This is a genomic window from Streptomyces tibetensis, from assembly GCF_007655005.1.
GTDB classification, from domain to species: Bacteria; Actinomycetota; Actinomycetes; order Streptomycetales; family Streptomycetaceae; genus Streptomyces; species Streptomyces tibetensis.
In genome coordinates this window covers 91,375-103,306 of sequence record NZ_SZVW01000029.1, presented here as the reverse complement: position 1 = coordinate 103,306, position 11,932 = coordinate 91,375, and the positions used below count along the sequence as shown (strand labels likewise).

The following is an 11,932-nucleotide window of genomic DNA, read 5'->3' as shown; positions in this document are numbered from 1 at the left end:
AGGTTGGGGGGAAGTTCCAGCCCGTCCTGCTGCGCCACGCCGACAACGTTACCCAGCACAGGTAAAGGGTTCGTATGGCGGTCGGCGCGGGCTCGCGTGACGGGGGCACAAACCCGTCGTTAACCGAACGACGAGGGGGCCCGTGACGGACGGTACCGGCTGGGGGTAGGCAGGCGATGACTGGGCGGCAGCGGGAAGGGCGGCACAGGCGGACGGGTGCGACGGTCGTCGCCGCCGTGGTCCTGGCCGGGGCGGGGCTGGGGTCCGCGGGGTGCTCCGGGGGTGACGCGGCCGCCGGGGACTCCCGCGGCGGGGAAGCGGTCACCGTGCTGAGGCAGTCCGCCGACCGGCTCGTCGGCGCGGGGAGTTCCAAGGCCCGTACGTCGATGGAGATGGCCGCCGGCGGGACCCGGGTGACCATCCGGGGCGCCGGGGTGTACGACTACCGCAAGCGGATGGGGCGGTTGAAGGTGCTGCTGCCGCAGGATCCCGCGGGGGTGGCCGAGCGCCGGCCGATCACCGAACTGCTCGCACCGGGTGCGCTGTTCATGAAGAACCGGGGCGCCGGTGTGCCCGCGGACAAGTGGGTGCGGGTGGACACCCGGACCCTGTCCGACGGCAATCTCGTCACCGGTGGGGCCACCGACCCGTTCACGGCGGCCGAGGTACTGCTGGGGACGCGGACGGCGACCTATGTGGGCAGGACGGAGGTCGCGGGAACCGGAGTGCGTCACTACCGGGGGACGGCGGACCTCGCCGACGCGGCCCGGCGGGCGTCGAAGGGGAACGAGGAGCCCCTGAAGGCGGCGGCCAAGGGGTTCGCCACCACCGAGGTGCCGTTCGACGCCTATCTCGACGACGAGGGACGCATCCGCAAGGTCAGGCACCGTTTCAGCTTCCTCAACGGGCAGCAGAAGAGCCCCGTAGCCGTCGCCTCGACGACGCTGCTCTACGATTTCGGGGCCCCGGTGCGCGTACGGTTGCCCCGGACCGACGACATCTACGCGGGCCGGATCGCCGAGGAGTGACCGGCGTGAACTAGCCCGTCCGTGCCATGCGCGGTGTGTAGGCCGCTCCCTACTCTAGGAAGCCGGCAACGGCAGAGATGAGGTGATGCACGTGGCTCCGGTCGGCGGTACGGCAGTTCAGGACCACGTGGCCCTCGCCGAGATCGAGCTGTGCGGAGAGCTGATCATCGCGGCCTCGGCCGCCCGTGAGCGGCTCAGCCTGGAAAGCATCGACGAGGTGCTGAAAGTGGCCGAGGAGCGGGACTCCTCCAGAGGCTGAACAGGGCCCGGCTCACGTCCGCAGCATGCGGGCGATCGCCTGGGTCGCCTCCTTCACCTTGGCGTCGATCTCGTCACCGCCCTTGAGGGCCGCGTCCGCCACGCAGTGCCGCAGGTGTTCCTCCAGCAGCTGCAGGGCGAAGGACTGCAGGGCCTTGGTGGAGGCGGAGACCTGCGTGAGTATGTCGATGCAGTAGACGTCCTCGTCGACCATGCGCTGCAGGCCGCGGATCTGGCCCTCGATCCGGCGCAGGCGTTTGAGGTGCTCGTCCTTCTGTTTGTGGTACCCGTGCACACCGTGGTCGTGATCGGTCGTCGCTTCCGCACCGGCGGTCCCGGCGGTGCCGGTGGTGACATGTGCGACATCTGTTGTGTCGGTCACGTCCGTCATCGCTTCCTCCTGGTGGGCAGCGGGCCGACATATACCCCTGGTGGGTATATGGTACCGAAGTTTGCGGGGTATACGGCCCTGGGAACCGCCCCCGTGCTCACCACTGTGCCCGATGGGCGACACTGGTGGGCGGCCCGATAGCCGTGGCCGGATGTTGCGCCTAGCATCAGCCTGACCGAAACCGAAGCACCCCGAGGACCCCACGTGCGCTTTCGTCTGACCCCCAGGGAGACGAGCTTCTACGACATGTTCGCCGCCTCCGCGGACAACATCGTCACGGGCTCGAAGCTCCTGATGGAACTGCTCGGGGCGGACTCATCCGCCCGGGCCGAGATCGCAGAGCGTATGCGGGCAGCGGAACACGCCGGTGACGACGCCACGCACGCGATCTTCCACCAGCTGAACTCCTCGTTCATCACGCCGTTCGACCGCGAGGACATCTACTCCCTCGCCTCGTCCCTCGACGACATCATGGACTTCATGGAGGAGGCCGTCGACCTGGTCGTCCTCTACAACGTCGAGGAACTGCCCAAGGGCGTCGAGCAGCAGATCGAGGTACTGGCGCGCGCTGCCGAACTGACGGCCGAGGCGATGCCGCACCTGCGCACGATGGACAACCTCACCGAGTACTGGATCGAGGTCAACCGCCTGGAGAACCAGGCCGACCAGATCCACCGCAAGCTGCTGGCGCACCTCTTCAACGGCAAGTACGACGCCATGGACGTGCTCAAGCTCAAGCAGATCGTGGATGTGCTCGAGGAAGCGGCGGACGCCTTCGAGCACGTGGCGAACACGGTGGAGACCATCGCCGTCAAGGAGTCCTGAGCCCTTCATGGACACCCTTGCTCTGGTCGTGACCATCGGCGTCGCGCTCTTCTTCACGTACACCAACGGCTTTCACGATTCGGCGAACGCGATCGCCACGTCCGTCTCGACGCGGGCGCTGACGCCGAGGGCCGCGCTGGCCATGGCCGCGGTGATGAACCTCGCCGGTGCGTTCATGGGCTCCGGGGTCGCCAAGACCGTCAGTGAGGGCCTGATCCAGACACCGACCGGGTCGAAGGGGATGGGCATCCTCTTCGCCGCGCTGGTGGGCGCGATCGTCTGGAACCTCATCACCTGGTACTTCGGGCTCCCGTCCTCCTCGTCCCACGCGCTCTTCGGCGGCATGGTCGGCGCGGCCCTGGCCGGCGGGACGACCGTCTACTGGAGCGGGGTGCTGGAGAAGGTCGTCATCCCCATGTTCATCTCCCCGGTGGTCGGCCTGCTGGCCGGTTATCTGGTGATGACCGCGATCATGTGGATCTTCCGGAAGTCCAACCCGCACAAGGCCAAGAGGGGCTTCCGGATAGCGCAGACCGTCTCGGCGGCCGGCATGGCGCTGGGACACGGTCTGCAGGACGCGCAGAAGACCATGGGCATCGTGGTGATGGCGCTCGTCATCGCCGATGTCGAGGACTACGGCGATCCGATCCCGGTGTGGGTCAAGATCGCCTGCGCGGTGATGCTGTCGCTGGGCACCTACGCCGGCGGCTGGCGGATCATGCGGACGCTGGGCCGGAAGATCATCGAGCTGGACCCGCCGCAGGGCTTCGCGGCGGAGGCGACGGGCGCGTCGATCATGTTCACCTCGGCGTTCCTGTTCAAGGCGCCGATCTCCACGACGCACGTCATCACCTCGGCGATCATGGGCGTGGGGGCCACCAAGCGCGTGAACGCCGTGCGCTGGGGCGTCGCCAAGAACATCATCCTCGGCTGGTTCATCACGATGCCGGCCGCGGCGATCGTGGCCGCCGCCTCGTTCGGGATCGTGAATCTGGCGTTCCTGTAGCGCACCGGACGCATACGAGAGGGCCCGCCCCCGGGAGCCGGGGGCGGGCCCTTTTTCGGCCTCGCGGTGGCACCGCCATGCAGCACCGCGAGGAGACTCGGCAGACCGGACGAGCCGGATGAGCCGAAGCGGGCGGATCAGCCGAAGCGGCCGGAGATGTAGTCCTCCGTGGCCTGGACCGACGGGTTGGAGAAGATGCGCTCCGTGTCGTCGATCTCGATGAGCTTGCCGGGCTGGCCGACCGCCGCGAGGTTGAAGAACGCCGTGCGGTCGGAGACGCGGGCCGCCTGCTGCATGTTGTGCGTCACGATGACGATCGTGAAGCGCTCCTTGAGCTCACCGATCAGGTCCTCGATCGCGAGCGTGGAGATCGGGTCGAGGGCCGAGCAGGGCTCGTCCATGAGCAGGACGTTCGGCTCGACCGCGATCGCCCGCGCGATGCACAGACGCTGCTGCTGGCCGCCGGAGAGGCCCGAGCCGGGCTTGTTCAGACGGTCCTTGACCTCGTTCCAGAGGTTCGCGCCCTTGAGGGAGCGCTCGACGATGTCCGCCAGTTCGCTCTTCTTGTAGTTGCCGTTCAGCCGCAGGCCCGCCGCGACGTTGTCGAAGATCGACATCGTGGGGAACGGGTTCGGCCGCTGGAACACCATGCCGACCTCGCGGCGGACCGACACCGGGTCGATGCCGGTGCCGTAGAGGTCCTCGTCGTCGAGGAGCACCTTGCCCTCGACGCGGCCGCCCGAGGTCACCTCGTGCATGCGGTTCAGCGTGCGCAGGAACGTGGACTTACCGCAGCCGGAGGGGCCGATGAACGCCGTCACCGAGCGCGGCTCGACGGTCATCGAGATGTCCTCGATCGCCTTGTGGGAGCCGTAGTAGGCGGTCAGTCCGCTTACGTCGATTCGCTTGGCCATGACTACTTCACTTCCAAAAGTCTGGGGGGTCGCTGTGTGGCCCCGCGCGGCGGCAGCCGCAGATTGTCGCGTCAGCGACCGGTCTTCGGGGCCTTCCAGCGGGCGATCCCGCGGGCCACCAGGTTCAGGAGCATCACGAAGGCGATCAGGGTGAGCGACGCCGCCCACGCGCGGTCGTACGCCGCACCGGAGCCCGCGCTGTTCGCGTACTGCTGGTAGATGTACAGCGGCAGCGAGGCCTGCGCCCCCTCGAAGGGGTTGGCGTTGATGAACGCGTTGCCCCACACCAGCAGCAGGACCGGGGCGGTCTCGCCGGTGATACGGGCGATCGAGAGCATGATGCCCGTGGTGATGCCGCCGATGGAGGTCGGCAGGACCACCTTCAGGATGGTGCGCCACTTGGGGACGCCGAGCGCCAGGGAGGCCTCGCGCAGCTCGTTCGGGACGAGCTTGAGCATCTCCTCCGTGGAGCGCACGACGACCGGCATCATCAGGATGGCCAGGGCCAGCGAGCCGGCGAAGCCGAAGGGCTCCATGTCGAACATCAGCATGAGGCTGAGGATGAACAGACCCGCGACGATCGACGGGATGCCGGTCATGACGTCGACGAAGAACGTGATGGCCCTGGAGAGGTTGCCCCGGCCGTACTCGACGAGGTAGATCGCGGTGAGCACGCCGATCGGCGCGGCGATCACCGTGGCGAGTCCGACCTGCTCCAGGGTGCCGAGGATGGCGTGGTAGATGCCGCCGCCGGGCTCGGTGTCGGCGACGACGCCCATGGAGTGGGTCAGGAAGTAGACGTCGAGGACCTTCACGCCGCGCACGACGGTCGACCAGATCAGCGAGGCCAGCGGGACGACGGCGAGCAGGAAGGCGACCCAGACGAAGGAGGTCGCGATGCGGTCCTTCGCCTGCCGCTTGCCCTCCACGGCCGAGGCGATGGCATACGTGCCGACGACGTAGAGGATCGCGGCGATCAGGCCCCACTGGACGCGGCTGTGCAGGCCGCCGGCCAGGCCGATGCCGATCGCGACGGCGATCGAGCCGCCGGCGATGGCGTACGGGGACCACTTGGGCAGGCGGGCGCCGCGCAGGGTGCTGGGGCCCTTCGGGGTGACGGTCGCGGTGCTCATGCGTTGGCCCCCGAGTACTCCTTGCGGCGGGCGATGATCGCCCGGGCCGCGCCGTTGACCAGCAGGGTGATGACGAACAGGACCAGACCGGAGGCGATCAGCGCGTCGCGGCCGAACTCGGTGGCCTCACCGAACTTGCTGGCGATGTTCTGGGCGAACGTGCCGCCGCCCGGGTCCAGCAGGCTGGCCTGGATGTCGAAGGTCGGGGACAGCACGGTGGCGACGGCCATGGTCTCGCCGAGGGCGCGGCCGAGGCCGAGCATCGAGGCGGAGATGACGCCGGAGCGGCCGAAGGGGATGACCGCCATGCGGATCACTTCCCAGCGGGTGGCGCCGAGCGCCAGGGCCGCCTCCTCGTGCATCTGCGGGACCTGGCGGAAGACCTCGCGGCTCACGTTGGTGATGATCGGCAGGATCATGATCGCGAGCAGGATGCCGACGGTCAGCATCGAGCGGGGGGCGCCGCCCTCCCACGAGAAGACGCCGGTCCACCCGAAGTAGTCGTTCAGCCAGCTGAAGAGGCCGGTCATCTGCGGTACCAGGACGAGGGCGCCCCACAGGCCGTAGACGATGGACGGCACGGCGGCGAGCAGGTCGATCACGTACGCGATGGGGCCGCGCAACCGGCGCGGGGCGTAGTGCGTGAGGAACAGCGCGATGGCGACGGCGACCGGGACCGCGATGACCATGGCGACGATCGAGGAGACGACCGTGCCGAAGGCCAGGACGGCGATGCCGAAGTTCGGCGGGACGAGGTTGGTGTCCCACTGGAAGGTCGTGAGGAAGTTGCCCTGGTCCTTGCTGATCGCGAGGGAGGCGCGGTAGGTGAGGAAGACCGCGATCGCGGCCATGACCACCAGCAGCAGGATGCCCGAACCGCGGGAGAGACCGAGGAAGATCCGGTCTCCGGGCCGGGTGGCCCCGCGCGCGGCGCGCTTGTCGACGGCCGGCTGCGAGGCGGGGGGAGGTGCGTCGGTTATCTGTGTGGGTGTGCCCATCGGGTTCTCCGGTCTGCGGAGCCGTACGCGGGGTACGGCCACTGGCGGCGGTGCACCGGACGGTGCGGCCCGGCCCCGGGGAGGGGACCGGGCCGCACGCGGGTCAGCTCAGGCCCTCGATGGTGGTGCGGACCTGGGAGATGATGTCGGCGGGGATCGGCGCGTAGTCGTTCTCGGAGAGGATCTTCTGGCCGTCCTCGGAGGCGATGTAGCGCAGGAACGCCTTGGTGCCGGGCAGGGTGTCGGACTTGTTGCCCTTGTCGCAGACGATTTCGTAGGTGACGAGGACCATCGGGTAGGCGCCCTCGGCCTTGGTGCCGTAGTTCAGCTGCAGGGAGAGGTCCTTGCCCGTGCCGACGACCTTGGCCTCGGAGATCGCCTTGGTGGCGTTCTCGACGGTGGCCTTGACCGGCTGGGCGGCGCCCGTGTCGAGGTCGACCGTCTTCAGGCCGTCCTTGGCGTACGACAGCTCGAAGTAGCCGATGGCGCCGTTGGTCTGCTTCACCTGCTGGGCGACGCCGGAGGAGCCGGAGGCGGACTGGCCGCCCTTGGCCTGCCAGGTCTTGCCGCCGTCGTAGGGCCAGTCGCTCTTGGAGGTGGCGATCAGGTACTTGGTGAAGTTGTCCGTGGTGCCGGAGTCGTCCGAGCGGTGGAAGGCCTGGATCTTGAGGTCCGGGAGCTTGGCGTCGGGGTTCAGCTTCTTGATCGCCGGGTCGTTCCAGTTGGTGATCTTGCCGTTGAAGATCTTCGCCAGGGTCGGGGCGTCCAGGACGAGGTTGTCCACGCCGTCGACGTTGAAGCCGACCGCGATCGGGCCGCCGACCATCGGCAGGTCGATGCCCTGGCCGCCGGTGCAGACCTTCTTGGAGGCGGTGACCTCGTCGGGCTTCAGCGCGGAGTCGGAACCGGCGAAGGCGACCTGGCCCTGGGTGAACGCGGTGACGCCGGCGCCGGAGCCGCCGCCCTTGTAGTTGATCTGGAGGCCCTGGCAGGCCGCGGTGAACTGCTTCACCCAGGCGTCGATGGCGTTCTTCTGCGCGGAGGAGCCGTCGGCCAGCAGCTGGCCCTTGGCGTCGTCGCACTTGACGTTGCTCGGCGCGGCGGCGTTGGAGGAACCGCCGCCGTTGGAGGCGCCGCCGGTGTCGTCGGAGCCGCACGCCGTGAGGGCCAGGGCGCCGGAGACGGCGAGAGCACCGAGAGCGAGGGCCCGCCGGTTCATGCGCTGAAGCTTCACTTGAGTTCCTTCCAGGAGCCGCCGTCCTGATCGGCGGCGTGCGAGACGAGGTGTCGCGGACGCGGTCGCGCTCAGCAGGCGCGGCTCGCGTCGGTAAGGCCGAAATTAGGCAGATCAGGTGAAGGCGCCGATGGCCGCACATGAACGAGGGGTGAACCCCTGCCTAAGGCCTGGTGAGGTAACGGAATGCTCACGGGGAGAGCGCGTCGGCATTCCGCTTTTGCGGACGAAACGGGACCGTCCGGTCAACCACCCGCCCGGGGCAGGTGCAGAACGGCGAGCAGCTCCTCGACCAGGGGCCGGTCGTGGGGCTGCGTGAGACGGTCGCGGGCGGCGGCGGGCGCCAGCCACAGCACCCGGTCCACCTCGTCCGTCGGCGAGAACGCGCAGCTCACCGCCTCGGCGGCCCAGTAACGGACCTGCTTGGGGCGGCCGCCCGCCAGGTAGCGCAGGGCGGACAGCTCGGGGCCCGGCACGGCCCGGCAGCCCGTCTCCTCCGCCACCTCGCGCAGTGCTCCGGCGAGTGCGTCCTCGCCACGCTTCAGTTTCCCCTTGGGCCACGACCAGTCGTCGTATTTCGGCCGGTGGACGAGACAGAGCTCCGGCTCCCCGGTGGCCGGGGACCGGCGCCACAGGACGCAGCCCGCCGCCTGGACGGTGGTGTCCTTGGGAGTGTTCACCGTGTTTCACCGCCTCCTGGTGCCGGGCGCCCGGTCATGACGCGCCCACGGTCTCCTTCTGCCAGGCCTGCTGGAACGCGAAGCGCGCCGCCTCCACCTCGTGTCGCTGGTCGGCGTGGAGCACGCCGAGGGCGTACGCCGTGGCGGGGGCGATGCGCGGGGTACGGGCCGCCTGGGCCGCCGCTGCCGCCGCCTCCGAGGCGTCGCGGTGCCGGTTCAGGGCCTGGCCCGCGCAGAGCAGGCGCAGGTCGACCACGGCGTTGCCCTTCGGGCCGCTGACGGCCTCGCGGGCGTAGCGGTGCAGGCGCAGCAGCAGCCGTACCTGGTGCCACGGGGCGTCCTGCGGGTGCGGGACCGTGTCCGGGGACAGGCCGTGGACGAGGGCCGTGGCGTTGTACGGGTTTCCCGCGGTGAGCAGGGGGAGGGCGGTCACGGCGTCGGCGAGGCGGTCCTGGGCGGCACGGGCCAGGGGACGCAGGTCGGTGCTGCCGGCGGTCTTGGTGAGGGGGACCTCGCTGGCCAGGACGGCGACCTTGTCCGCGACGGCGTGGAAGCGGCTGCTGCCCAGGGCCTCCAGTGCCGTGGAGTGGGCCCGGGTGCGGGCGAGGGTGAGCTGGCGGTCGAGCAGGGCGCCCGCCTTCGCCGCACCCACGGTCAGGTTGCCGCGTTCCGTCGCGGAGGCCGGGGCGGTGCGCGGTCCGGCGTCGCGGGGTGCGGCTCTCGGTGGGGCGGGTGCCGTCGCGGCGGCACGACCGCCCGCGGCCGGGGCGGCCGGCTGGGACGGGAGGGCCGTGGAGCCCGACAACCGGTGCAGCGCCGCCAACAGGCGTTCCAGGCGGGCCGTGTACGCGTGCTCCATCGCCAGCGTCCCCGACACCCACGCCAGTTCGGGGCGCATCGTCTCGCACCAGTCCGCGTCGAGGAGGGACTGGAAGGAATGCAGGCTGGCGCTGATGCGGCGGGCCGAGCGGCGCAGAGCCCGGGCCGCCTCGGCGGACCCTCCCGAGCCGTTCGGCCCCGACCCCGTCTCCCGGTGCAGGCGCAGCGCCCGGAGGAACTCCGTGGCCTGGGCCCGCAGATAGCCCGCGAGAGCGTCTCCGGTGGGGACGGGCCCGTCGTGCCTGGACCGGGGGTCCGTGGGGTCAAGGTGTTGCTGTGCCACGCCGGCGCCTCCGGGCGTCTATGAGCATCTCCTGGACGTTGCGCAGTGGCTGTCCGTCCGCGTCGGTCGCATGCCGGGTCCAGTCGCCGTCCGGGCCGAGGTGCCAGGAGGCGGTGGAATCGGACATGCCGGTCTCCAGCAGCCGGTTCAGGGCTGCCCGGTGGGCCGGGTCGGTGACCCGCACCAGGGCCTCTATCCGGCGGTCGAGGTTGCGGTGCATCATGTCGGCGCTGCCGAACCACACCTCGGGCTCGCCGCCGTTGCCGAAGGCGAACACCCGGGAGTGCTCCAGGAAACGGCCGAGGATCGAGCGGACCCGGATGTTCTCCGACAGGCCCGCCACGCCCGGGCGCACCGCGCAGATGCCGCGCACCCAGATGTCCACCGGCACGCCCGCCTGGGACGCGCGGTAGCAGGCGTCGATGACGGCCTCGTCGACCAGCGAGTTGACCTTGATGCGGACGTACGCGGGACGCCCCGCGCGGTGGTGCTGGACCTCCTTGGTGATCCGCGAGACCAGGCCGTCGCGCAGCGACTTGGGCGCCACGAGCAGCCGGCGGTAGGTCTCCCGGCGCGAGTAGCCGGACAGGCGGTTGAAGAGGTCCGAGAGGTCGGCGCCGACCTGCGGGTCGGCCGTGAGCAGGCCGAGGTCCTCGTAGAGCCGGGCCGTCTTCGGGTGGTAGTTGCCCGTGCCGACGTGGCTGTAGCGGCGCAGCGTCTCGCCCTCCTGGCGGACCACCAGCGACAGCTTGCAGTGGGTCTTCAGCCCGACCAGGCCGTAGACCACGTGGCAGCCGGCCTCCTCCAGCTTGCGCGCCCACTTGATGTTGGCGTGCTCGTCGAAGCGGGCCTTGATCTCGACCAGCACCAGGACCTGCTTGCCGGTCTCGGCGGCCTCGATGAGCGCGTCGACTATCGGGGAGTCGCCCGAAGTCCGGTACAGGGTCTGCTTGATGGCGAGGACGTCCGGGTCGCCGGCGGCCTGCTCCAGGAAGGCCTGGACGGACGTGGAGAACGAGTCGTACGGGTGGTGCAGCAGGACGTCCCGCTCGCGCAGCGCGGCGAAGATGTCCGGCGCGGACGCCGACTCGACCTCGGCGAGGTCGCGGTGGGTGCCGGCGACGAACTTGCGGTACTTCAGCTCCGGCCGGTCAAGGGACGCGATGCGGAACAGGCCGGTGAGGTCCAGCGGGCCGGGCAGCGGATAGACCTCGGCCTCGCTGATCTTCAGCTCACGCACGAGGAGGTCCAGGACCTCGCGGTCGATGGACTCCTCGACCTCCAGGCGCACCGGCGGCCCGAAGCGGCGCCGCATGAGCTCCTTCTCCAGGGCCTGGAGCAGGTTCTCGGCGTCGTCCTCCTCGACCTCCAGGTCCTCGTTGCGGGTGAGGCGGAAGGCGTGGTGCTCCAGGACCTCCATGCCCGGGAACAGCTCCTCCAGGTGCGCGGCGATGACGTCCTCGATGGGGACGTAGCGGCCCGGGGAGCTCTCTAGGAACCGCGACAGCAGCGGCGGCACCTTGACCCGGGCGAAGTGCTTGTGGCCCGTGACCGGGTTCCGCACGACGACGGCCAGGTTCAGGGACAGGCCGGAGATGTACGGGAAGGGGTGCGCCGGGTCGACCGCCAGCGGGGTCAGCACGGGGAAGATCTGGTGCCGGAACAGGGTGAACAGGCGGGCCTGCTCCTTCTCCTGCAGCTCGTTCCAGCGGACCAGGTGGACGCCCTCCTCCGCGAGTGCAGGGGCGACGTCCTCGTGGTAACAGGCGGCGTGCCGGGCCATGAGTTCGCGCGAGCGGGCCCAGATCATCTCCAGCACCTCGCGCGGCTGGAGGCCGGAGGCGGAGCGGGTGGCCACGCCGGTGGCGATGCGGCGCTTCAGTCCGGCCACCCGGACCATGAAGAACTCGTCCAGGTTGCTGGCGAAGATCGCGAGGAAGTTGGCCCGCTCCAGCAGGGGGGTGTCGGGGTCCTCGGCGAGTTCGAGCACGCGCTCGTTGAAGGCGAGCCAGCTGCGCTCCCGGTCGAGGAAGCGTCCCTGGGGCAGCTGGGGCCCGTCGTACGGCGACTCCTCGTACGCGTCGAGGTCGGCGTCGATGTCGGGTTCCAGATCGGAGACGACGGCCGCCACCGTGTGAGGGCGGTGGGCTGCTATGGAGCCCACGGAGGGCTGCGCGTGCTGGACCTGTGCCTGGGTGTTCGGCTGGCTCATGGACCCATTCTTCCGCGCCGCGAGCATCACGGGCGCGTCGGACAGCACGGGCGGGAGCGAAGACGTCACATGAGTGCTCCCGTTTCCCTCG

General features: G+C 69.8%; 12 protein-coding genes. 4 read left to right on the top strand and 8 right to left on the bottom strand.

Going from position 1 to position 11,932, the window contains the following annotated elements:
• Positions 1–176: 176 nt before the first annotated feature.
• Both FDO69_RS37390 and FDO69_RS41440 read left to right on the top strand, forming a co-directional pair.
• On the top strand, positions 177–1,028 hold the full coding sequence (locus tag FDO69_RS37390) for an SCO4651 family lipoprotein (RefSeq protein WP_104787719.1): 852 nt from the start codon (positions 177–179) through the stop codon (positions 1,026–1,028).
• A 91-nt stretch (positions 1,029–1,119) separates the two neighbouring features.
• Positions 1,120–1,287 (top strand): hypothetical protein, encoded by a 168-nt coding sequence (locus tag FDO69_RS41440; protein ID WP_167526760.1) that lies wholly within the window; start codon positions 1,120–1,122, stop codon positions 1,285–1,287.
• 12 nt (positions 1,288–1,299) lie between these two features.
• Here FDO69_RS41440 and FDO69_RS37385 read toward each other — a convergent pair whose 3' ends face one another.
• On the bottom strand, positions 1,300–1,677 hold the full coding sequence (locus FDO69_RS37385; protein ID WP_104787716.1) for a metal-sensitive transcriptional regulator: 378 nt from the start codon (positions 1,675–1,677) through the stop codon (positions 1,300–1,302).
• 204 nt (positions 1,678–1,881) lie between these two features.
• Between FDO69_RS37385 and FDO69_RS37380 the strand changes: the two genes are divergently transcribed.
• Together FDO69_RS37380 and FDO69_RS37375 are read left to right on the top strand one after the other, a co-directional pair.
• Complete coding sequence (locus FDO69_RS37380; protein WP_104787713.1) at positions 1,882–2,502, top strand: DUF47 domain-containing protein; 621 nt, start codon at positions 1,882–1,884, stop codon at positions 2,500–2,502.
• A 7-nt stretch (positions 2,503–2,509) separates the two neighbouring features.
• Positions 2,510–3,508 carry an inorganic phosphate transporter gene (locus tag FDO69_RS37375; RefSeq protein ID WP_104787710.1) on the top strand — a complete coding sequence of 333 codons (999 nt, stop codon included), beginning with the start codon at positions 2,510–2,512 and terminating at the stop codon, positions 3,506–3,508.
• A 137-nt stretch (positions 3,509–3,645) separates the two neighbouring features.
• Here the strand turns inward: FDO69_RS37375 and pstB are convergent, their stop codons facing one another.
• The 7 genes from pstB to FDO69_RS37340 all read right to left on the bottom strand — a co-directional run bounded on the left by pstB (position 3,646) and on the right by FDO69_RS37340 (position 11,841).
• Positions 3,646–4,422, bottom strand: a complete 777-nt coding sequence (gene pstB, locus FDO69_RS37370) for a phosphate ABC transporter ATP-binding protein PstB (RefSeq protein WP_031105672.1) — start codon at positions 4,420–4,422, stop codon at positions 3,646–3,648.
• A gap of 71 nt (positions 4,423–4,493) precedes the next feature.
• Positions 4,494–5,555 carry a phosphate ABC transporter permease PstA gene (gene pstA / locus FDO69_RS37365; protein WP_104787707.1) on the bottom strand — a complete coding sequence of 354 codons (1,062 nt, stop codon included), beginning with the start codon at positions 5,553–5,555 and terminating at the stop codon, positions 4,494–4,496.
• The gene (gene pstC, locus FDO69_RS37360; RefSeq protein ID WP_104787704.1) at positions 5,552–6,553 is read right to left on the bottom strand and encodes a phosphate ABC transporter permease subunit PstC; all 1,002 of its coding nucleotides are present in this window, start codon (positions 6,551–6,553) and stop codon (positions 5,552–5,554) included. The genes pstA and pstC overlap by 4 nt, the downstream gene beginning before the upstream one ends.
• Before the next feature lie 103 nt (positions 6,554–6,656).
• Positions 6,657–7,787, bottom strand: coding sequence for a phosphate ABC transporter substrate-binding protein PstS (gene pstS, locus FDO69_RS37355; RefSeq protein ID WP_167526765.1), 1,131 nt, complete (start codon positions 7,785–7,787; stop codon positions 6,657–6,659).
• A gap of 245 nt (positions 7,788–8,032) precedes the next feature.
• On the bottom strand, positions 8,033–8,467 hold the full coding sequence (locus FDO69_RS37350) for an NUDIX hydrolase (RefSeq protein WP_104787701.1): 435 nt from the start codon (positions 8,465–8,467) through the stop codon (positions 8,033–8,035).
• A 34-nt stretch (positions 8,468–8,501) separates the two neighbouring features.
• Positions 8,502–9,629, bottom strand: a complete 1,128-nt coding sequence (locus tag FDO69_RS37345) for a CHAD domain-containing protein (RefSeq protein WP_104787698.1) — start codon at positions 9,627–9,629, stop codon at positions 8,502–8,504.
• On the bottom strand, positions 9,610–11,841 hold the full coding sequence (locus FDO69_RS37340) for an RNA degradosome polyphosphate kinase (protein WP_167526764.1): 2,232 nt from the start codon (positions 11,839–11,841) through the stop codon (positions 9,610–9,612). The genes FDO69_RS37345 and FDO69_RS37340 overlap by 20 nt, the downstream gene beginning before the upstream one ends.
• Positions 11,842–11,932: the final 91 nt, after the last annotated feature.